Genomic DNA, 20315 nt, shown 5'->3' on the forward strand with positions numbered 1-20315 from the left:
GTGACCATGATCGAAGCGCAGCAACTGACGAAGCGGTACGGCGAGAAGACGGCGGTCGACCGTCTGGATTTCGTTGTCAGGCCCGGCACCGTCACCGGGTTCCTCGGCCCGAACGGAGCCGGCAAGTCCACAACGATGCGCATGATCGTCGGACTGGACGCGCCGTCCGGCGGCAGTGTGACGGTCAACGGCAAGCGTTACGACCGGCACTCGGCGCCGTTGCACGAGATCGGCGCGCTGTTGGAGGCCAGGTCGATCCACCCGGGCCGGTCGGCGTTCGACCACCTGATGGTGCAGGCCCACACCCACGGGATTCCGCGCCGCCGGGTGGAGGAGGTCATCGAGCTGACCGGGCTGCAGGCGGTGGCGAAGAAGCGCGCCGGTGCATTCTCCCTCGGCATGGGCCAGCGCCTGGGCATCGCCGCGGCGCTGCTGGGCGATCCGGCCACCGTCATGCTGGACGAGCCGGTCAACGGGCTGGACCCCGACGGTGTGCTGTGGATTCGTAACCTGCTCACCCAGCTCGCCGAAGAGGGCCGTACCGTTTTCGTCTCCTCACACCTCATGAGCGAGATGGCATTGGTCGCCGATCACCTGATCATCGTCGGACGCGGACGTCTGCTGGCCGACACCACCGTGCGGGAGCTGGTGCGCAAACACGGCGGGGACGCGGTGACCGTGGCCTGCGATCAGCCGGCCCGTCTGCGGGAGGCCCTCTCCGGACCCGGTGTGGAGATCACCGGCGAGGTCGGATCCGAGCACCTCACCGTCACCGGTCTGTCCGCGCGGGACATCGGCCTCAGGGCCGCCGAGCACGACATCCCCCTGTTCGAGCTGAGCTCCAGGACCGTCTCCCTGGAGCAGGCGTTCATGGAACTGACCCACGACGCCGTCGAGTACCACGGCGCCTCCACCACCGACACCCCTGGGAGGGCGGCATGACCACGATGACCGAGACCCACAGCGCGACCGCGTCCTCGCCCGAGGCCACACAGCAGGCACGTCCCCCTTACAAGGTCACCGGACTTCGGGTGCTCCGCTCGGAGTGGGCCAAACTGTGGACTCTGCGCTCCACCTGGATCACCGTGGCCCTGGGCCTTGCGTTCCTGATCGCGTTCGGTGTCATAGCCGCCTATCAGTACTCACCCGGCGGCAACGCCAACGGCAACGGCCCGGACCTGGCCGACGCCGACGGGCTCAGCCTCACCTTGTTCGGCGTCACCTTCGCGCAGCTGGCCTTCGGGATTCTCGGTGTGCTGGTCACCGCCGGCGAGTACTCCACCGGCATGATCCGCTCCACGCTCGCCGCGGTCCCCCGTCGGCTGCCGGTGTTGTGGTCGAAGTCGGCGGTGTTCGGCCTGGTCACGTTCGCCCTCACCACCATCGTCGCCTTCGTGACCTTTCCGATCGCGAACCACCTGGTGTCCGGCACGCCGGCCGAACTGGCGCTGTCCGACTCCGGCGTCGTCCGCGGCTTGCTGGGCGGAGGCCTGTACCTGGGCCTGATCGCAGTGATCGGCACCGCGCTGGGCGCCCTGCTGCGCTCCGTCGCGGGCGGCATCGCCACCCTGGTCGGCATACTGATGCTGGTGCCCAACCTGACCTCGCTGCTGCCCAACTCGTGGCAGGACGACGTCAGCAAGTACCTGCCGAGCAACGCGGGTGAGTCGATGTACTCGCTGACCCACGACGCGGCGAGCCTCTCGCCCGGCGCCGGGCTCGTGGTCCTCCTCGGCTGGACCGCACTGGCGCTGGCGGGCGCCGCGTACCGTTTGGTGCGCACCGATGCCTGACGCAATCCTTCCGCTTGAGCGGTGCGTACCGGCCTGGTCGGTACGCACCGCTCGGGCGCTGTGAGCCACGATGGACAGGGGATGCCCATGAGCAGCGACAACACCACCCTGCCGGGGACGGCCTCTCACCCGTCCCCGGCAGGAGTCGAGGCCATGTGGGACCACCCGCTGGTCCGGCGGGCGTCCTGTGTAGGGCAGCGCGTGAGACGGATCGACCGGAGCCGTCCGTGGTTGGTGGACGCCGGTGTGGTCCTGGCCCTGATCGCCTTGCTGTGTCTGCCCGACCTGCTGTCCCCCAGCCGCCCGCTGGAATTCGACGTCGACTTCACCCGCCTGTCCTGGCCGGGGATGATCGCGCTTCAGGCGGGCCTGCTGCTGCCCCTGCTGTGGCGGCGCAGAAAGCCGGCCACCACGTTCGCGGTGGTCGCCGCGGTGTTCCTCGTCCAGTGCGCCCTGGGGGTCTGGCTGCGCGCCGGCATGGCCGTGCTGATCGCCGTATATCACCTCGCGCTACGCGGGAGGGCGCGCCATCTGCCCGTGGCCTGCGCCGTGCTGGCCGTCGCCCTGGGCCTGATCGCCCTGCGCATGCCGGGGGACGTGTCGATCGTGGACGGGCTGTTCTTCCTCAGCACCACTGTCGTCGCCGCGGTCGCGCTGGGTCTCGTCGTCCGGGTGCGGCGCGCCCAGCTGGCGGCCCTGCACGACCGCGCGGCCCGGCTGGAGATCGAACGCGACCAGCGCAGCCAACTGGCCACCGCCGCGGAACGCACCCGGGTCGCCCGCGAGATGCACGACATCGTCGGCCACAACCTCTCCGTCATCATCACCCTCGCGGACGGCGGCGCACGGGCGGCCGCCCTGACCCCCGAACGCGGCAAACAGGCACTGCTCATGATCGGAGACACCGGACGCCAGGCGCTGGGCGAACTGCGCCGCGTGCTCGGGATCCTGCGCGACCCCCACGCCAACGCCGACCCCGCGCAGCTCAGCCCGCAGCCCCGCCTCGCGGACATCAACGCCCTGTGCGCCCGTATCCGCGCCGCCGGGCCGCAGGTCGTCTACCGGACCAGCGGCGAGTTGGACAGCCTCGACCGTGGTGTCCAGCTGACCGTCTACCGTATCGTCCAAGAAGCACTCACCAACGCGCTCAAACACGCGGGCCGTGACACACGCATCGACCTGACGGTGACCGCCGGGGACAGGGATCTGCGCATCGGCGTCCACAACACCGGCCCGGACCCGACGGCCGCCGGGCCACAGCCACCCCGCGACCAGGGACAAGGTCTCACCGGTATGAGAGAGCGCGCCGCCCTTTACAACGGAACCGTCACCGCGGGGCCCGCTCCCGGTGGGGGCTGGGCGGTGCGGACCGTCCTCGACCTCACCCCGATCACCGGTCTCCCCCAGCCGTCCCACGCGGGTGGTGCGCAGTGACCACCGTGCTCATCGTGGATGACCAGCCGCTGCAGCGCTTCGGCTTCCGCATGCTTCTGGAGAGCTCTCCCGGCACCGAGGTCGTCGGTGAGGCGGAGCACGGCGGCGAGGCCGTCCGCATGGCAGCCGAACTCCGCCCCGACGTCATCCTCATGGACGTACGGATGCCCGGCATGGACGGCATCGAGGCCACCCGGCGCATCATCGCCTCCGGCGGCCGCTCCCGGGTACTCGTCCTGACCACCTTCGACCTGGACGAGTACGCTCACGCCGCCCTGCGCGCGGGCGCCAGCGGCTTCCTCCTCAAGGACGCCCACCCCGATGAACTCCTGGCCGGGATCCGGGCGGTCGCGGGCGGCGACGCCGTCATCGCCCCGGCCCTCACCCGCCGCCTGCTGGACACCTACGCCCATCAACTGCCGCAGACCTCATCCGGTCGCACGCCGGGCGACGACCCGCGAATCCGCTCACTGACCGAACGCGAGCGCGAGATCTTCACCGCCATCGGACAGGGCTGGACCAACGGCGAGATCGCCGAACGCATGGTGCTGTCGGAGTCCACCGTAAAGACATACGTCGGCCGGGTCCTGGCCAAACTGGAAGCCCGCGACCGCATCCAGGCCGTCATCCTCGCCTACGACCTGGGACTCACCCACCCGAACCCACCCGAGCGAGAGTCCGGGGAACTGTGACGCCCAACGCCTGACCCAGCCGACGCCGGTGCCGGGTGTGGACGCCCCCGCACCCGTTCAACGCCCGAAAGGACGCGCTGCGCAGCTCCCCGCCCCCGGCAGGCGTCGACCGGACGGACTCGAACCGGCACGGACGTTTCGCCTCCTGTAGTACCCCGGTACCACCGCGTCCGCGTCATTGCTCCCCTGGGTACCAAGATTCGCGGTCCCCGGACTCCTAGCGTCTTCTGCGTACGAAGCCCGGTGGGGCCCCGGAGACGCGGTAGTGACCATGATCGAAGCCGTCAATCGACGCAGCGGTACGGCGAGAAGACGGCGGTTGGCCGCCCGCGATTCGTCGGCCAGCCGACGCCGAGGTTCCGAAACACCTGGTACGGCGACACCGTCGTCGCCGAGAGCCACCTGCCGACCCCGCAGCCTCCCGCACAGCGCAGGGGGCGTCGCTGCCGGGCAGCGCATCGGCCCCTTCCCTTCGTCGGCACCCGCCGACTCACTCCTGAACGTGGAGCCCACATTGTCCACTCTCGCACGATGGTGCTACAGACACCGGATCATCGTCGTCGTGCTCTGGCTCGGCCTGCTCATCGGACTCGCCGCCGTGTCGCAGGGCACCGGCAGCAACTACAGCAACAGCTTCTCCCTCCCGAACACCGAGTCCACCCGTGCCCTCAACCTGCTGAAGTCGTCCTTCCCGGCGCAGGCTGGTGACACCGACACGGTGGTGTGGCATGTCGACTCCGGTTCCGTGCGCGACAGTGCAACGAAGGAGCGGCTGACCGGCACCCTGGACAAGATCTCCAAGCTGCCCGAAGTCAGCGGTGTCACCAGCCCCTACAGCCGGCAGGGTGCGGCCCAGATCAGCGAGGACGGCCGCACCGCCTACGCCCAGGTGAACTTCGCCAAGGTCCAGCAGGAACTCGACAAGGCGGACATCCAGCGGGTGATCGACACCGCCGAGGCGGCGCGGACCCAGGGCCTGAAGGTCGAACTGGGCGGCCAGGCGATCAAGAGCACCGAGCAGACACCGCCGGCCACCAGTGAACTCGTCGGCGTGGTGGCCGCCGCCGTGGTGCTCTTCCTCGCCTTCGGCTCGCTGTTCGCCATGCTCCTGCCGATCCTGACCGCGGTCGCCGGTGTCGGTACCGCCATCCTCACCACGGGTCTGCTCAGCCATGTGGTGACCATCGGTGAGATCGCCCCGACCCTGTCGGCCCTCATCGGCCTCGGCGTGGGTATCGACTACGCCCTGTTCATCGTCACCCGGCATCGCAAGGGCCTTCAGTCCGGGCTCGACGTCGAGGAGTCCCTGGCCAGGGCCGTGAACACCTCGGGCCGTGCCGTGCTGTTCGCCGGCGGTACCGTATGCATCGCCCTGCTCGGCATGTTCGTGCTGCAGACCAAGTTCCTCAATGGCATCGCCATCGCCTCGGCGATGACGGTGGCGCTGACCGTGTTGGCCGCGGTGACCCTGCTTCCGGCCCTGCTGGCGTTGTTCGGCAAGCGGGTCCTCGGCAGGCGGGCACGGCGCCAGCTGGCGGCGGGCGAACCACTGCCCGAGAACGCTGTGTCCGGCCCGTGGGCCCGCTGGGCCGCCGTGGTGCAACGGCGCCCCCGCGTGCTGTCCGCGATCGCGCTGGTCGTGATGGTCGTCCTGACCATTCCCGTGCTCTCCCTGCGCCTGGGGTCGTCCGACTCGGGCAACGACCCGGCGTCCAACACCACCCGCAAGGCCTACGACCTGCTGGCCGACGGGTTCGGCCCCGGCTTCAACGGGCCGCTGCAGCTGGTCGCCCAGGCCCCCACGGCCGCGGACAAGGCCGCCCTGACGAAACTGTCCGCCCAGCTGAAGGACGTCCACGGGGTCGCGAGCGTCGTCGCGGCGCCGATCCGGCCCGGTTCCACGGTGGGCATCGTCCAGGTCTTCCCCACCACCTCGCCCCAGGCCAAGGAGACCTCCGACCTGATCGATCACCTCCGTGACGATGTGGTCCCCGCAGCCGAGAAGGGCACGAGCCTCAAGGTCTACGTCGGTGGATCGACCGCGATATTCGACGACTTCGCAAGTGTGCTCTCCGGCAAGCTGCCGTTGTTCATCGCGGTGATCGTGGTCCTCGGGGGATTGCTGCTCCTGCTCGCCTTCCGCAGCCTGCTGATCCCGGTCACCGCTGCGGTGATGAACCTGCTGGCTGCCGGAGCCTCCTTCGGCGTCCTGGTCGCGGTGTTCCAATGGGGCTGGGGCTCCGACTCCCTGGGGCTCGGCCGGGCCGGCCCGGTGGAGGCCTTCCTTCCCGTGATGATGATCTCCATCCTGTTCGGTCTGTCCATGGACTACCAGGTGTTCCTGGTCAGCCGGATGCACGAGGAGTGGGTGCACACCAAGGACAACGCACGAGCGGTGCGGGTGGGTCAGGTGGAGACCGCGCGGGTCATCACGGCCGCCGCCGCCATCATGGTCTGTGTCTTCATCGCGTTCGTCTTCGGTGGCCAGCGTACGATCGCCGAGTTCGGCATCGGGCTGGCCTCCGCGGTCGCCCTGGACGCGTTCATCCTGCGCACCATCCTTGTCCCGGCCGCGATGCACCTGTTCGGCAACGCCAACTGGTGGCTGCCCGCCTGGCTGGACCGCAGGCTGCCCCACCTCTCCGTCGACCCGCCGGACGAACCCCTCCCGGCCCCCGCGGAGGACAGCGCGACTCCCGAACCCGAGCCGTCCGCCAGCTCCTGACAACCGTCCTGCGGGGCGAGACGGAACAGGCACCTGTGTGGGGCGTCCACAGAGGCCGTGTGCCGGGACGCCCCACCAGACTTCGCCTGCGGAGCACCCCGCGGAGCGGTCGGGACATCTCCCGCCTCCTCGGCGGGCGCTCCGGCGTCGAAGCCATCGCGAGTCAACGCGAGGCCGCGGCGTCCCCGGTGTCCGCGGCGGCGGCCCTGGCCCGATGTGCCCGGATCTCCTCGTGGTGGTCAGCCGCCCAGCCGAACAACTGCTTGACGATCTCGTGCAGGCCGCGGCTGAGGGGGGTGAGCGCGTACTCCACGCGCGGTGGCACCTCCGCGTAGGCGGTGCGTGTCACCAGCCCGTCCTCCTGGAGCTGACGCAGGGTGAGACTGAGCATGCGCTGTGAGATGCCCGGAACGTTTCGCTGCAGGTCGGTGTAGCGCAGGGGGCCGTCCTCCAGGCCGACGATGATCAGCAGGCTCCATTTGTCGCCGACGCGATCCAGTACCTGCCGGATGTACTCCATGTGCTCAGCGGGGACCGTGCAGGACTCACGGCCTGCGACGGTGCCTGATCCGACTGTGTTTTCCATGGCGCACATTCCTCTCCGGCACGCACATCCATGTGCGTTTTGTAAGGCCCACGATACTGACCCATCATGGCGTTACGCACAGACAGTCGGAACCGGCGTTCGTGCGGGCAGAGATCCGGGCCGAGGTGCCCCAACCGGGCGCCGTGGCCGTCGGCCTTACCGATCTCCCGCCTGCGGTTTCCGCACCCGTCCCCCGGTGTGCCTGGTCGCACCGAGTCCACGCCCCTGCCGATCGACACCGAAACGGCATGGGTGTCTGCCCTCTCCACCAAGGTGACAGCATGACCGACCTGCTCGTTCTCGGCGGCAGTGGCCGCACCGGACGCCATGTGCTCACTCAGGCCGTCGCACGCGGCCACCGTGTCCGCGCGCTGGTGCGCCGACCCGACGCGATCCAGGCCCCGTACGGCGTCGAACTGATCCAGGGCACACCGTCGAACATCGACGACCTCCGCAAGGCCGCCCAGGGCAGCGAGGCGGTGATCAGCGCGCTCAACAACTCCCGCGCCTCCGACAACCCCTGGGCCAAGCCAGTCAGCCCGCCCATGTTCATGACCGACGCCACCCGCAACACCCTCGCGGTGATGAGCGAGCTGAACCTCCGCCGCATCGTCCTCACCTCCACACAGAACTCCGGGGACGGCCGGGCCGCGCTCAATCCGGTCTTCAAGGCCCTCGTCAAGCTCTCCAACCTCAAGGCCAGCTTCGACGATCACGACGGCGTGGACGAGGTCGTGCGCGCCTCCGACACCGACTGGACCCTCGTCCGGGCCGTCCTCCTCGCCGACGGGCCCGTCGTGACTCCGGTGCGGGCCGCCGAGGCCGGGACCGACAAGCCGGGCACGCGGATCAACCGCGCCGACCTCGCCGGCTTCCTCCTGGACACCATCGAGCAGGGCACATGGATCCACAAGGCGCCGCTCGTCTGGAACACGCGGGGCTGAGCACCCCGCCGTCCACCGGCCGCGGCACCCTCACGAACGCGATCAGACCGAGACGGCCGACCTGTTCGTGGCTGCGGTGGTGGAGATCCACTGGTCAATTTACGCCCGAAGCTGCCCAGTTGCCCGTTCGGGGCTGTCAGGTGGGCGGTGCTCAGGCTCTGGGCGGCAAGCATCCGGAGTCGTGATCGGGAATCGAACCCGGGAGACATCATGCGAAACGGTGGGGCGCTGACGCGCCGAATGGTCGGCGGTCTCAACACCGGGGTGGTGAAACTCCGTTCCTCACGGAGGTGGGGACGGTTCGTTTCCCGCCATCTCACGGTCGTGACGTACAAAGGACGCCGGTCGGGACGATCGTTCAGCACGCCGGTGGCCTACCGGCGCAGCGCAGAGGTGATCACGATCACCGTCGCGTTCCCGGACGCCAAGAACTGGTGGCGCAACTTCACGGGGGACGGTGGCCCGATATCGCTCGAGCTGGACGGGGCGAACCGAGAAGGCCATGCCGTCGCCGGACGAGACGCCAAGGGGCGCGTGCTTGTCACCGTACGGCTGAACGACTGAGTGCCGGAGCAAGGCACGACGACCAGGTCGGAGCGCCCCGTCGCGTCGCGACGGCGTCACTCATATGCAGGTTGCCCCACTTCCAACAAGTCGCTGCGCTGGTGCCTGCTGCCGGCGCCTACCCTCTGGGGGTCCTCGTGAATGTGCTGCTGTGGGTTTTCCAGTGCTACCTTGCCGTCTCCTTTGTCGCATTCGGAACGATGAAGATCGTGCGCGACAGACAGAAGCTCGCCCTAACCGCCTTCGGCTGGGTCGAAGAGTTCTCCGACAACTCCGTGAAGCTCATTGGGCTGTTCGACGTGCTGGTAGGCCTCGGTCTGACTCTCCCGGGAGTCACCGGCATCGCGCCCGAACTGGTTGCCTGGGCCGCTCTCGGCGGTGTCGTACTGGCCGGAGGCGGGTCCATTGTCCACCTCCGTCGCTCCGAAAGCGACAAGGCTGCCGTCAACCTCCACTTCATCGCGTTGCTGATCGTGGTCGCGTGGGGTCGGTTCGGGCCGTACCAGTTCTGAACCACGGGTCACGCCAAGGATCCAGCTCACTTCGGCACCGAACGGTGCCTCTGCTCGCTCTCGTACGCGGTCAGAGAACTCTTCTCCGAGAGGACACGCATGAGCATCGGATCGAGAACCACAACCGGACCAGGCGGCGGATCAGCTCGTCAGCGGATGCTGACACATCAAGAAGGTCCCCTGCTCGGCCCGACCCTCGGTCCATTTACGAAGAGGCGATTCTGGATGTGGCCGACGGCGCGTCCCACGGCGTCGGCCACGTCCCGCACCCGTGCGGTCGGCATGCGACTGATCGGTGCCGCGACACCGACGCTGCCGATGGGCTGCCCGAACAGGTCGCGGACGGGCATGCCCACCCCGGCCACGCCGGGCGTGATCTGGTTCTCGATGTGGGAGAAACCCTGGCGTCGCGTCTGGGCGACAAGCTCGTCGAGAGTCTGCGGGGTGATGCCCCAGTCGAGTTCCACCGGTCCCAGGACATCGCTCAGCACGTCGTCACGTTCCGGTTGCTCGATGGCCGCGAGGATGGCCAGACCGGCAGCACCCACACCGAGCGGACGGCGGCTGCCGATGCGCAGGGTGACGAGCCCTGCTTCCGCACGCGACCTCGCGTATCTGGCGGGTTTCGGCAACCAGCACGTCACCGAAGCCGTCCCGGGGGCTCTCCCGCAGGGCCGCAACAGCCCGCAGAAGGCACCGCTGGGACTCTACGCCGAGCAGCTGAGCGGCACCTCGTTCACCGCGCCACGCCAGGACAACCTGCGTACGTGGGTCTACCGCATCCGACCGTCCGCGAAGCACTCCCCGTTCCGGCAGGTCGATGCCGGCGGCCTGACCGCGAGCCCGATCGCGAACGCCGCTCCCTCCCCCAACCGCCTGCGGTGGGACCCCTACGAATTCCCCGCCGAGCCGAAGACGTTCGTCGAGTCGCTGTTCACCATCGGCGGCAACGGCGATGTACGCGCGCAGTCGGGTGTCGCCATCCACATGTACGCCGCGGCCAGGTCGATGGACCGCGAGTACTTCGTCAACAGCGACGGCGAAATGCTGATCGTCCCGCAGTAGGGCGGTCTGCGGGTGGCCACGGAACTCGGCGTCCTCGCGGTCTCCCCCGGCGAGATCCTCGTCCTCCCCCGCGGCCTCCGCTTCAAGGTGGAGCTGCCCGACGGCGTGGCCCGCGGATACGTCCTGGAGAACTACGGGCAGATCTTCAGGCTGCCCGAACTCGGCCCGATCGGTGCCAACGGTCTGGCCAACCACCGACTCCCCGTCATTCCGACCGCAGCCGCCCTCGCCCTGCCGACCCTTCAGGAGGGCTACGACGCGGTCTGGAACGGCATCGAGCGCCATTTCACGGGCTGACACCGCCGTACGCGACACATCTGCCGGTCCGCCATGGCGGGCCGGCAGCCGTTTCAAGACCAGATGCTTGACACCCTTGAGGGACATTGAAATATTTGTTTTCAGCCCTATAAACATATTTCAAGGGCTTCCTCCAGCTTCCAGCGTCGAAAGTTGGTCCCCATGACATCCGCATCGGCACAGTACGGCTCCGCCTTCACAGAAGGCGTCGCCCGAACCGACGGCCACACCATCCGATACTTCCGCGCCGGTGACGGCGACAGTCTCGTCGTTCTCCACAGCGCGGCCGGCCTGCGCTTCTCCCCCCTGCTGGACCGCCTCGCCGAGGAGTTCGACGTCATCCTGTTCGCGCTGCCCGGTTGGGGCGCCGAGCCCGACGACGGCCGCGATCAAACAGTCCCGGAACTGGCCAACACCCTTTACGAGGCGACCCAGGACCTCGGGCTCAAGACCTTCCACCTGCTCGGAACCACGCTGGGCGGCGACGTGGCCCTGCACATCGCCCTCGACCACCCGGAACGAGTGACCTCGCTGGTCCTCGAGGCGCCCGGCACCTTCCACGAGGGCGCCGACCCCGCACCGGGGAACATCACGCCCGAGGAAGCCCTGCGCAAGGTCCGTATCCACCCCGAGCGGCGACCGGTCTTCGAACCACCCCACCCCGACGCCCAGGTCAGGATGTTCGAACTGATCTCCAGGCTTCAGGAAACGGACCCCGACTACCAGCAGAACATCACCGAACGTCTGCCCGGATGCTCCGTTCGCACCCTCGTGGTGTTCGGCGACCAGGACGGCTTCATACCGCCCCAGAACGGACGCACCTTCGCCCGTCTCATGCCCGACTGCAGCTTCGTCCTCCTGCACGACGCCGCACACGACGTGCAGGGTGACCGCGGGGAGGATCTGGGCGCCCTCGTCGCCGACTTCCTCACTCACGGACCGGAATTCCGGCTTCCTCCGGACTCCGCCCTCGTGGCCCCCTGACGGGGGCCAGAGCCGTATTCGAGGAGTGTCCAGTGCGCGGCTGTCCAGTGCGGGCGGTGGTTCCCGTGGACAGCGGCGCGCCCGGCAGACGCCTGCCGCCTGACCCCCAACGCCACCGACGCAGCCTCGGGGCCAGGCAATGTGTCGTCGCCCTGTCGGTCCGGATCCACCGCCACACCCTCGGTCGCTGTGATGACGAAAGGACGCTCCGGTGATCAGCCCACTCCACGATCGGCCTTCGAAGATGGTGGCCGTCCACCTCAACTACCGCAGCCGAGCTGATCAGCGCGGCAGGACTCCCGCATTTCCGTCGTACTTCCTCAAGGCGCCATCGACCCTGGCGCCCTCCGATTCCGTGCTAGGCGTGCCCGCCGACTGTGAACTCCTGGCTTTCGAGGGAGAGATCGCCCTCGTCATCGGAGCCGAAGCGCATCGCATCAGCCGTGCCAACGCATGGCAACACGTCAGCGGGGTGACGGCGGCGAACGATTTCGGTCTGTACGACCTGCGCTATGCCGACCCCGGGTCAAACGTCCATTCCAAGGGGCTCGACGGATGCACCCCGATCGGCCCGGCAGTCCTGGACGCGGCACAACTCGACCCTTCGAGTCTCCATCTCCAGACCTATGTCAACGGTCGGCTGCGGCAGGACGCGCGCGTCGAGGACGACATGCTGTTCGACTTCGCCTACGTCATCGCGGACCTGTCACGGTTCATGACCCTCCAGCCGGGTGACGTGATCCTGACCGGCACGCCGGCCGGCTCCTCCGTCGTACAACCCGGGGACGTCGTCGAAGTCGAAGTAACCGGTACGCAGGTGAATGGACTTCGAACGTCGACCGGTCGCCTGCGCACGTCCATCACCAAGGACGCCTACCGCGTCGGGTCGTTGCTGCCGGCTCCGCAGGCCGACATCGCCGCGAGGGCGGCGGCGTACGGGCACTCCGCCCCGGAGGCCACGGGCGCCACCCCGCACGGGTAGCCGTCCCCCGACCGCCGGATCGACGCCATGTCGGCCCGAGACATACCAACCCAGAGAAGCCAAGGAGCCCCCCCAGGTGACCGCGCCATACGAGGCCCCCAACACCATCAAACAGATGCTGTTCACTACGTGGGCGCTCCTGAACTCGCTGGCACCCGAGCAGCGTGCGATGGCCTGCTACCCCATGTCCGATCCCCGACGGCTCGACTGGGACTTCATCCCGAAGCCCGACCGGACCGGGATCACGATGGCGGCGCTGCACGGGCACCAACGCACCCTCGCACAGCACCTGCTGGCTTCAGGCCTGAGCACACGGGGCTACAGCCAAGCGCTGCAGATCATGGCCATGGAGAACATGCTGCGCGAGAAGGAGGTCCTTGAGCGCGGCCTTGGCGTCATCGCCGGTGACTTCCGCGATCCCGACAACTACTCCTTCTCGTTCTTCGGCCGCCCGGGCTTCGAGGACACATGGGGCTGGCGAGTCATCGGTCATCACCTCTCCTTGAGCTACACCATCATCGATCAGCGCTATCTGACGGTCACACCGTGCAACATGGGTGCGCAGCCGGTTCCATCGGGCCTCTTCCACCCGCTCAGGGGCGACGAGGAGCTCGCCTTCGAGCTGCTCCACGGCATGTCGGACACACACCTAAAAGCGGCGGTGATCCACGACGTGGCTCCCGCCGACTACGTCACCCGGCAGGTGCCCCGCATTGGCCGCGTCGAGTTGCCCGACCACGTCGACCTCGGAATCCCGGGGTACCGCATCTCGGACGCGGACCGGGAGGCGCTCAAGTTCGAGGCCGACCGGCCGCGCGGGGTGGCCGCCTGCGACTTGGACAGCCGGGGGTCCGCGTTGATCAGGCACCTCATCCGGACGTACGTCGGACGTGTCCCCGACGAGCTGGCCGACACCTATCTGCGCGCGCTCGACGGCACGAACGACGACAAGATCTTCTTCTGCTGGGCGGGCGGTACCAGGCACGGAACGTCGCACTACTACCGGATCCAGACCGACCAGTTGCTCATCGAGTTCGACAACGCGATCGACAGCGGCAACCACATCCACTCGGTCTGGCGGGACTATCGCAACGACCTGGGCCACACCTTGCTGATCGACCACTACGAACAGTCGCAGAACAGCGATCACCATCTCTCCCGCCGGACTCGGTCCACCGTGCCGGCAGAGGGATGACATGCTGAGGAACGTCGGCACCTGCCCAGCCGACGGTGCCCCTTGTACGTTGCGGACCCACCGGCGAGGATCAACCGATGCCTTCCACCGATGCAGAACGGCCTCGCCTGTCGAAGTCGCAGTTGGTCTATGGCGCGCTGCGCGAACGCATCATGGACGGCACGTACAGCCCGGGCTATCGCCTGGTCCTCGAACAACTGGCTCGTGAGTTCTCCGTCAGCGCCGTCCCGGTACGCGAGGCGGTGCGGCTCCTGGAGGCCGAGGGGTACGTCACCTTCGAGCGGAACGTCGGCGCCCGGGTCGCGATCGACGAGACGCAGTACGAGACGGCGGCGGAAGCACTGGCGATCGTCGACGGTGCCGCGGTCGGGCTCAGCGGTCCGCTCCTCACCGAGGACGACCTCGCGGCGGCCCGCGAGGTGAACGAGAAGATGCGCCGGAGCCGCGAATCCTTCGACCCGGTCGGCTTCGGCAGACTGAACGGCGAGTTCCACGCCATCCTCCGCAGCCGGTGCCCGAACACCGACCTGCTCAACATGATCGACAAGCAGCTGCAACTCCTCGATCGGCTCAGGAGGTCCACCTTCGACTTCGTACCGGCACGCTCGCTCCAGTCGGTCGAGGAGCACGAGGAGTTGCTGTCGCTCATCGAGCGGGGTGCGGAACCGGACCGGGTCGAGCGCTACGCGCGACAGCACAGGCTGAACACCCTGCAGGCGTTCATCGAGCAGCGCAGGCAGGACGCGGAGTGATGGCGCGCCCTACGCGCGGGCGGCGAGTGCCAGGAGACGCCGTGCCCGTTCCAGGACCGGCCTGTCGACCATCTGGCCGTCGACAGTGGTGACGGAGTCGCCGGCGTGGACTACGGCGCGGGCCCACCGAAGTTCCTCTGCTGTGGGCGCGAACCCGTCGTTCACGTAAGGGAGTTGGTACGGGTGCACGCACAGCTTGCCTGTGAAGCCCAGGCCTCGGGCGTGGGCGATGTCCGAGCCGAGGGCCTCCCTGTCCCGTACAGCCGTGGTGACGCCGTCGATCGGTGGACTGACGCCTGCGGCGGCCGAGGAGAGGACCAGGCTGGAGCGTGCGTAGGTCAGTGCCGCGTGGTCGTCGTGGGCGACGCCGAGCTGGGCGGCGAGGTCGACGTTGCCGAAGGCCGCCCGGACGACACCGGGTGTCGCGCACAGCTCGTAGGCCCGCCCGATGCCGCGGGCCGTCTCGATGAGCGGTACGAGGGCGCACCGTCCGGCCGTACGCGCGGCGAGTTCCATGAGCACCGTCGGATCCTCGGCCTTGGGCACCATCACCGGGCAGCCGTGGTCGGCGGCCACGGCGAGGTCGCTCTCGGACCAGGGGGTGCCGGTCGGGTTGATCCGTACGACTGCCCGGTTGCCGAGGGCGAGCCAGGCGACGGCGTTGTCCCGGGCGCGGTCCTTGTCCTCGGGGGCGACGGCGTCCTCCAGATCGATGATGACCAGGTCGGCACCGGAGGAAGCCGCCTTGTCGAAGCGGTCCGGCCGGTGTCCCGGGACGAACAGCAGGCTGGTCGCGGTGGCGATCAGGTCGTGGGGCTCGGTCATGCGAAGGTCACCTCTGCTGTGGCGTGCCGGTCTTCCCGGTGCGTGGCGACATGCAGCTCCGCGCCGGCACCCGCGGGAGTGCCGCAGGCGATGAGGTGCTCGCCGGCGAACACCGGCCGCCGGAGCCGATAGGACAGCGATCGCACGGGCCGGTCGGGGGCCTGGCGTCGGGGCAGCTCGAGCATGAACAGGGCGAGCAGGGGGCCGTGGACGACGACTCCGGGGTAGCCCTCCTCGTCCCGGCAGTACGGGGCGTCGTAGTGGATGCGATGGGCGTTCGCGGTCAGGGCGCTGAACCGGAAGAGCAGGGCCGGGTCCGTGCGCAGCGGAAGTTGCCACGGGCTGTCGGGGCGCGGGGAGGCGGATTCGTCGAGGACCGCCGGGTGCTGTCCCCTCGTGCGCCCGGACCGGTAGACGATGTCCTGTTCCTCCACCAGGCAGACGCGGCCGTGCTGGCGGAACTCACGGCGTTCGGTGACGACCAGCATCTCTCCGGTGCGGCCCTGCTTGACCGTCACCGCGCCGAGGCTGCCGATGCGCTCGGCCGGCTCACCCAGGCGCAGCGGCCGGACGATATCGCAACGGCCGCCCGCCCACATGCGCTGCCGCTTCGGGACAGGCGGCAGGAAGCGGCCATGGAGGGGGTGACCGTCGGCACCGAGATCCCGCCCTGCGGGCCAGTTGAGGAAGTACAGCCAGTGCCACAGCGGGGGCAGCGGATCCCCGGCTTTCGCGACCGGGCCGGGCAGGTCCAGGACCGTCGAGAGGGCGGTCACCGGCCCGGAGGGCAGGGGGTCTTCGTCGGTGACCGGCCTGGGGGCCCAGGACTCCACGTACGCGTCGAGTGGGGGCGGAGCAGGCTGCATCGTCCTTCTGTCCTTGTGTGCTGTGGGCGGGTGGGATCTGGGGCAGATGAGCGGCGCCGCCTTCGTGGGGATGGGGCGGACGGCTCGTGCGGCTTCTCTCAGCGCAGGACGAACGGATTGCCGGTGGGAGCAGCGGTGTTGATCCAGACGGCCTTGTCCGCCAGGTAGGGGGTGAGGGCGGCGATGCCGTTCTCGCGGCCGATGCCGGAGTCCTTGAAGCCGCCGAAGGGAGCCAGGTAGCTGACCGCGCGGTAGGTGTTGACCCAGACGGTGCCGGACTGGATGCGGTCGGCCATGCGGAAGGCGCGGCCGATGTCGCGCGTCCACACACCTGCGCCGAGGCCGTAGCGGCTGTCGTTGGCGATCTCCACCGCCTCCTCCTCGTCCTTGAAGGGGATCACGCACAGGACGGGGCCGAAGACCTCCTCCTGCGCGATGCGCATGCTGTTGCTCACGCCGGTGAAGACGGTGGGTTCGACGAACCAGCCGCCGCGGTCGGCGGCCTTGCCACCGAGGACGAGTCGGGCGCCCTGCTGCCGGGCGATGTCGATGTAGTCGAGGACCTTGGCGTACTGGGCGGGGGTGGTGACGGGGCCGACCTGCGTGTCCTCGTCCATGGGATCGCCCATGCGCGCGGTCCGCGCCAACTCCACGAGCTTTGCGACGACTTCGTCGTGCACGTTCTCCTGCACCAGTAACCGGGAGCCGGCGATGCAGGTCTGTCCGGTGGCGGCGAAGATGCCGGAGACGGCGCCGTTGACCGCGGCATCGAGGTCGGCGTCGGCGAAGACGATGTTGGGGGACTTGCCGCCGAGTTCGAGACTGACGTGCTTGAAGTCGCGGGCGGCGGCCTCGTTGATCCGACGGCCCGTGGCGTCCGAGCCGGTGAAGCTGATCTTGCGGACCAGGGGATGCTCGACGAGTGCCGTGCCGACGTCGTGGCCGAAACCGGTGACGACGTTGAACACGCCCGACGGCAGCCCCACTTCATGGAAGAGCCGGGCCAGTTCGAGGGTGGAGGCGGAGGTGAACTCCGACGGCTTCACTACCACCGTGCAGCCCGCGGCGAGGGCCGGAGCGATCTTCCAGGCCAACAGCAGGAGCGGGGAGTTCCAGGGCGTGATGACGGCGACGACCCCGACGGGCTCCTTTTTCGTGAAGGCGAAGTAGCCCTTCTTGTCCAACGGCGGAACGGTTCCCTCGATCTTGTCGGCGAGCCCGCCGTAGTAGTGGAACCACTGTGGAACATAGGCGACTTGCCCGTGCATCTCCGTGAACAGCTTGCCGTTGTCGCGGACTTCGAGTTCGGCCAGGTGCCGGGCGTTCGCGGCGACGGCGTCGCCGAGCCGGCGCACCAGGGCACCGCGGGCACTGGCGGTCAGTTCGGCCCAGGGGCCGGTGCGCAGCGCGCGATGAGCGGCGCGGACCGCGTCGTCGACGTCCTGGGGCGTGGCCTTGGCGATCTCGGCCCACGGTGTGCCCTGGTAGGGGTTGTCGGTGGGAAACCATTCACCGCCGGCGGCCTCGCGGCTCTCCCCGTCGATGAACAACTGATAACGCTGCATGGAAGGGGGATCCCGTCAGCTGGAAGGTGGCCGGGCCGAGAGCGGCGCGGAAGCGTTCGTGCCGGCCGCGCTCACGTCGTGGATGGTGGGCTCGCGCTGTCATTTCACGAGACTTGCATCATGAGTGCTGATGGAGGAGGTTGAACAATAGAAAGACGTGATGCCCGTATGCGCATCGTGCATGCCGGCCCAGCGCACCAACACCTCGCCGCGCGCGGTGCCCGAGAGCGGGTTATTCGCGCTCGGCGGGGGTGTCGTCCCCCTGGACCTGGGCGGAGGGCCATCTGCCCTGAGCGACCGCGGAGTTGATCTGGCGGACCAGTTCCCGTGCGACGACCTCGACGGCGGGCGGGGTGCGCCCGGACCGCGGCCTGCCGAGGACGACGGAGCGCCACACCTCAGGGTGGCTCAGCGGCGCGGCGCTCAGCGCGCCCCGCGCGACATCCTCGGCGATGCCCACCCCCGGCAGGACGGTCCAGCCGTGCCCCGCCTGGACGAGCCGCTTCTGCACCCGCAGGGAGTTGGTCTGCACGGCGATGTCCATGGCGGCTCCGGAGCGCGCAGCGGCCGCGTCGATCAGCCGACGCAGCGCGTGCCCCGAGGCGGGCATGACGAGCCGGTGCTCGGCCGCCTCCGAAAACGGCACCGGACGGTCGGCCCGTAGGCCGGCCGACGGTGGAGCGGCCACCCACAGCCGCTCCCGTACCAGCGGATGCGCGCTGAGGTAGGGCGTGCTGTCCAGGTTGTAGAGCAGGGTCAGGTCCAGGTCGCCGTCATCGAGCCACTGCTGCAGATGCCCGGAGTAGGCCGTCGACAAGCGAAGTTCGATGCCGGGGTGGTCACGGGCGACCGCCGTCACCAGCGGCTCGGCCAGCAGGTCACTGGTGCTCTCCAGCAGCCCCACGGTGACGACGCCGGTCACCACACCCGGGGTCGGCTGCACCTCGGCGCGGGCCCGCTCCAGCTCGTTCAGGGCACGCTGGGCCCGGTCGACCATGATCGCCCCGGCTTCGGTGGGCCGCATGCCCGTCCTCGTCCGTTCGAAGAGGGAGATGCCCAGCTCCTGCTCCAGGGTGCGGATCTGCCGGGTGACCGCGGGCTGCACCAGGTGCAGCAGCTCGGCGGCGCGCGTGACGCTGCCCACTTCGGCGACCGTGACGATCGCCTTCAGCTGCTTGAGGTCCACGACGCGGATCCTTCCGGTGTCATCCGAAGCGCGCATGTCGCTATGCCGTATTGCTATTTCACCTACGCCGTCATGAGTGTTCATGATGGCATTCCGGCGCGGGAACCACACCCTCCTGGAGGACACCTCATGACCGAGCTCCCCACAGCGCTGCCCCTCTCCGGCATCACCGTCGTCAGCGTCGAACAGGCGGTGGCCGCTCCCTTCGCCACCCGCCAGCTGGCGGACCTCGGCGCGCGGGTGATCAAGGTGGAGCGGCCCGGCGGGGGCGACTTCGCCCGCCGGTACGACACCACCGTGCACGGCGAGTCCAGCTACTTCGTGTGGCTGAACCGGTCCAAGGAGTCGGTGACGCTGGACCTCAAGACGGACGCCGGCCGCGCGATCCTGGAGCGACTGCTCGCCGACGCGGATGTGTTCGTGCAGAACCTGGCCCCGGGCGCAGCAGCCAGGATGGGCCTGGGCGCCGAGACCCTCGCCGACCGCTTCCCCTCCCTCATCCCGTGCTCGATCTCCGGTTACGGCTCCACCGGACCGTGGGCCGACCGCAAGGCGTACGACCTGTTGGTGCAGTGCCAGACCGGTCTGGCCTCCCTCACCGGCAACGAGCACGGTTCGGCACGGGTCGGTGTGTCGATCGCCGACATCGCGGCGGGCATGTACGCCTACTCGGGCATCCTCACCGCCCTGTTCACCCGGGCCACCACGGGTGTCGCCCGTGCCGTGGAGGTCTCGCTGCTCGAGGCGCTGGCCGAGTGGATGAGCCAACCCGCCTACTACACCCGCTACGGCGGCACCCAGCCCCCACGCCTGGGCACCCAGCACGCCACCATCGCCCCCTACGGCGCCTACACCGCCGCCGACGGCAGGGACGTGCTGTTCTCCGTTCAGAACGAGCGCGAATGGGCTGCCCTGTGCGAACGGTTCCTGGGCCGGCCCGGGCTCGTCACGGATCCCCGCTTCGCCACGGGCTCGGCGCGGGTGGCCCACAGGGAGCAATTGAACGTGATCGTCGCGAAGCGCTTCGGCGAGTTGGACAGCGACGAGGTGACGAAGCTGCTGGACGCGGCGGGCATCGCCAACGCCGGCGTGAACGAGATGACCGACTTCCTGGCGCACCCGGTGCTCAGCGGCAGGGATCGCTGGCGGGAGGTACGGCTTCCCGGCGGAGCTGCGGTGTCCGCACTGCTGCCGCCCGTGGGTCTGGCCGGAACGGCCCCACGCATGGACGCCGTCCCCGCCGCCGGGCAACACACCGACACCATCCTGGCCGGCCTGGGATACAGCCCTGCCGAAATCGACGGCCTGAAGGCCGGGCACGTCGTCTGAACCGCTCTTCACCGCCGAC

19 protein-coding genes and 1 pseudogene are annotated in these 20315 nt (G+C 68.9%); 14 read left to right on the forward strand and 6 right to left on the reverse strand.

The genetic code is table 11. From position 1 onward, the window contains the following. Positions 1-6 precede the first annotated feature (6 nt). The 5 genes from ACFY6U_RS10175 to ACFY6U_RS10195 all read left to right on the forward strand — a co-directional run bounded on the left by ACFY6U_RS10175 (position 7) and on the right by ACFY6U_RS10195 (position 6644). The gene (locus tag ACFY6U_RS10175; protein ID WP_390036607.1) at positions 7-942 is read left to right on the forward strand and encodes an ABC transporter ATP-binding protein; all 936 of its coding nucleotides are present in this window, start codon (positions 7-9) and stop codon (positions 940-942) included. Further along, entirely contained in the window at positions 939-1793 is an 855-nt protein-coding gene (locus tag ACFY6U_RS10180; RefSeq protein WP_390036609.1) for an ABC transporter permease, read from the forward strand. The genes ACFY6U_RS10175 and ACFY6U_RS10180 overlap by 4 nt, the downstream gene beginning before the upstream one ends. 87 nt (positions 1794-1880) lie before the next feature. After that, positions 1881-3227: a sensor histidine kinase gene (locus tag ACFY6U_RS10185; protein WP_390036611.1), complete on the forward strand. Its 1347-nt coding sequence runs from the start codon at positions 1881-1883 to the stop codon at positions 3225-3227. Then, the gene (locus tag ACFY6U_RS10190; RefSeq protein ID WP_390036613.1) at positions 3224-3919 is read left to right on the forward strand and encodes a response regulator; all 696 of its coding nucleotides are present in this window, start codon (positions 3224-3226) and stop codon (positions 3917-3919) included. The genes ACFY6U_RS10185 and ACFY6U_RS10190 overlap by 4 nt, the downstream gene beginning before the upstream one ends. A 514-nt stretch (positions 3920-4433) precedes the next feature. Next, on the forward strand, positions 4434-6644 hold the full coding sequence (locus tag ACFY6U_RS10195; protein WP_390036615.1) for an MMPL family transporter: 2211 nt from the start codon (positions 4434-4436) through the stop codon (positions 6642-6644). A 163-nt stretch (positions 6645-6807) separates the two neighbouring features. Here the strand turns inward: ACFY6U_RS10195 and ACFY6U_RS10200 are convergent, their stop codons facing one another. Then, the gene (locus ACFY6U_RS10200; RefSeq protein ID WP_390036617.1) at positions 6808-7230 is read right to left on the reverse strand and encodes a winged helix-turn-helix transcriptional regulator; all 423 of its coding nucleotides are present in this window, start codon (positions 7228-7230) and stop codon (positions 6808-6810) included. Between the two features lie 281 nt (positions 7231-7511). Between ACFY6U_RS10200 and ACFY6U_RS10205 the strand changes: the two genes are divergently transcribed. The 3 genes from ACFY6U_RS10205 (at position 7512) to ACFY6U_RS10215 (ending at position 9250) form a co-directional block, all read left to right on the forward strand. Next, positions 7512-8174 carry an NAD(P)-dependent oxidoreductase gene (locus tag ACFY6U_RS10205; RefSeq protein WP_390036619.1) on the forward strand — a complete coding sequence of 221 codons (663 nt, stop codon included), beginning with the start codon at positions 7512-7514 and terminating at the stop codon, positions 8172-8174. A gap of 324 nt (positions 8175-8498) precedes the next feature. Next, positions 8499-8738 (forward strand): hypothetical protein, encoded by a 240-nt coding sequence (locus tag ACFY6U_RS10210; RefSeq protein WP_390036620.1) that lies wholly within the window; start codon positions 8499-8501, stop codon positions 8736-8738. Positions 8739-8875: 137 nt separating this feature from the next. Further along, on the forward strand, positions 8876-9250 hold the full coding sequence (locus ACFY6U_RS10215; protein ID WP_390036622.1) for a DoxX family protein: 375 nt from the start codon (positions 8876-8878) through the stop codon (positions 9248-9250). A 167-nt stretch (positions 9251-9417) separates the two neighbouring features. Here the strand turns inward: ACFY6U_RS10215 and ACFY6U_RS10220 are convergent, their stop codons facing one another. Next, positions 9418-9798 (reverse strand): IclR family transcriptional regulator C-terminal domain-containing protein, encoded by a 381-nt coding sequence (locus ACFY6U_RS10220; RefSeq protein WP_390036624.1) that lies wholly within the window; start codon positions 9796-9798, stop codon positions 9418-9420. Between the two features lie 22 nt (positions 9799-9820). Between ACFY6U_RS10220 and ACFY6U_RS10225 the strand changes: the two are divergent. The 5 genes and pseudogenes from ACFY6U_RS10225 to ACFY6U_RS10245 all read left to right on the forward strand — a co-directional run. Continuing rightward, positions 9821-10537, forward strand: a pseudogene (locus ACFY6U_RS10225) (homogentisate 1,2-dioxygenase); the annotation flags it as partial. A gap of 237 nt (positions 10538-10774) precedes the next feature. Further along, complete coding sequence (locus tag ACFY6U_RS10230) at positions 10775-11596, forward strand: alpha/beta fold hydrolase (protein WP_390036626.1); 822 nt, start codon at positions 10775-10777, stop codon at positions 11594-11596. A 211-nt stretch (positions 11597-11807) separates the two neighbouring features. Then, complete coding sequence (locus tag ACFY6U_RS10235) at positions 11808-12578, forward strand: fumarylacetoacetate hydrolase family protein (protein ID WP_390036628.1); 771 nt, start codon at positions 11808-11810, stop codon at positions 12576-12578. Positions 12579-12654: 76 nt separating this feature from the next. Beyond that, complete coding sequence (locus ACFY6U_RS10240) at positions 12655-13773, forward strand: DUF3500 domain-containing protein (RefSeq protein ID WP_390036630.1); 1119 nt, start codon at positions 12655-12657, stop codon at positions 13771-13773. A gap of 77 nt (positions 13774-13850) precedes the next feature. Further along, the gene (locus ACFY6U_RS10245; protein WP_390036632.1) at positions 13851-14525 is read left to right on the forward strand and encodes a GntR family transcriptional regulator; all 675 of its coding nucleotides are present in this window, start codon (positions 13851-13853) and stop codon (positions 14523-14525) included. Positions 14526-14534: 9 nt separating this feature from the next. Here the strand turns inward: ACFY6U_RS10245 and ACFY6U_RS10250 are convergent, their stop codons facing one another. The 4 genes from ACFY6U_RS10250 to ACFY6U_RS10265 all read right to left on the reverse strand — a co-directional run bounded on the left by ACFY6U_RS10250 (position 14535) and on the right by ACFY6U_RS10265 (position 18967). Beyond that, on the reverse strand, positions 14535-15350 hold the full coding sequence (locus tag ACFY6U_RS10250) for an HpcH/HpaI aldolase/citrate lyase family protein (protein WP_390036634.1): 816 nt from the start codon (positions 15348-15350) through the stop codon (positions 14535-14537). Then, positions 15347-16216 carry a hypothetical protein gene (locus tag ACFY6U_RS10255; RefSeq protein ID WP_390036636.1) on the reverse strand — a complete coding sequence of 290 codons (870 nt, stop codon included), beginning with the start codon at positions 16214-16216 and terminating at the stop codon, positions 15347-15349. The genes ACFY6U_RS10250 and ACFY6U_RS10255 overlap by 4 nt, the downstream gene beginning before the upstream one ends. A gap of 98 nt (positions 16217-16314) precedes the next feature. Then, positions 16315-17781, reverse strand: a complete 1467-nt coding sequence (locus tag ACFY6U_RS10260) for an aldehyde dehydrogenase (protein ID WP_390036638.1) — start codon at positions 17779-17781, stop codon at positions 16315-16317. Between the two features lie 232 nt (positions 17782-18013). Further along, on the reverse strand, positions 18014-18967 hold the full coding sequence (locus tag ACFY6U_RS10265) for a LysR family transcriptional regulator (protein ID WP_390036640.1): 954 nt from the start codon (positions 18965-18967) through the stop codon (positions 18014-18016). Between the two features lie 129 nt (positions 18968-19096). Between ACFY6U_RS10265 and ACFY6U_RS10270 the strand changes: the two genes are divergently transcribed. Next, the gene (locus ACFY6U_RS10270) at positions 19097-20296 is read left to right on the forward strand and encodes a CaiB/BaiF CoA transferase family protein (RefSeq protein WP_390036642.1); all 1200 of its coding nucleotides are present in this window, start codon (positions 19097-19099) and stop codon (positions 20294-20296) included. Positions 20297-20315: the final 19 nt, after the last annotated feature.

This window comes from Streptomyces sp. NPDC013157 (genome assembly GCF_042899865.1).
Taxonomy (GTDB): Bacteria; Actinomycetota; Actinomycetes; order Streptomycetales; family Streptomycetaceae; genus Streptomyces.

Coding starts and splice junctions, on each gene's coding strand:
- ACFY6U_RS10175 (WP_390036607.1), top strand. CDS start 7: ATGATCGAAGCGCAGCAACTGACGAAGCGGTACGGCGAGAAGACGGCG.
- ACFY6U_RS10180 (WP_390036609.1), top strand. CDS start 939: ATGACCACGATGACCGAGACCCACAGCGCGACCGCGTCCTCGCCCGAG.
- ACFY6U_RS10185 (WP_390036611.1), top strand. CDS start 1,881: ATGAGCAGCGACAACACCACCCTGCCGGGGACGGCCTCTCACCCGTCC.
- ACFY6U_RS10200 (WP_390036617.1), bottom strand. CDS start 7,230: ATGGAAAACACAGTCGGATCAGGCACCGTCGCAGGCCGTGAGTCCTGC.
- ACFY6U_RS10205 (WP_390036619.1), top strand. CDS start 7,512: ATGACCGACCTGCTCGTTCTCGGCGGCAGTGGCCGCACCGGACGCCAT.
- ACFY6U_RS10230 (WP_390036626.1), top strand. CDS start 10,775: ATGACATCCGCATCGGCACAGTACGGCTCCGCCTTCACAGAAGGCGTC.
- ACFY6U_RS10245 (WP_390036632.1), top strand. CDS start 13,851: ATGCCTTCCACCGATGCAGAACGGCCTCGCCTGTCGAAGTCGCAGTTG.
- ACFY6U_RS10250 (WP_390036634.1), bottom strand. CDS start 15,350: ATGACCGAGCCCCACGACCTGATCGCCACCGCGACCAGCCTGCTGTTC.
- ACFY6U_RS10255 (WP_390036636.1), bottom strand. CDS start 16,216: ATGCAGCCTGCTCCGCCCCCACTCGACGCGTACGTGGAGTCCTGGGCC.
- ACFY6U_RS10260 (WP_390036638.1), bottom strand. CDS start 17,781: ATGCAGCGTTATCAGTTGTTCATCGACGGGGAGAGCCGCGAGGCCGCC.
- ACFY6U_RS10270 (WP_390036642.1), top strand. CDS start 19,097: ATGACCGAGCTCCCCACAGCGCTGCCCCTCTCCGGCATCACCGTCGTC.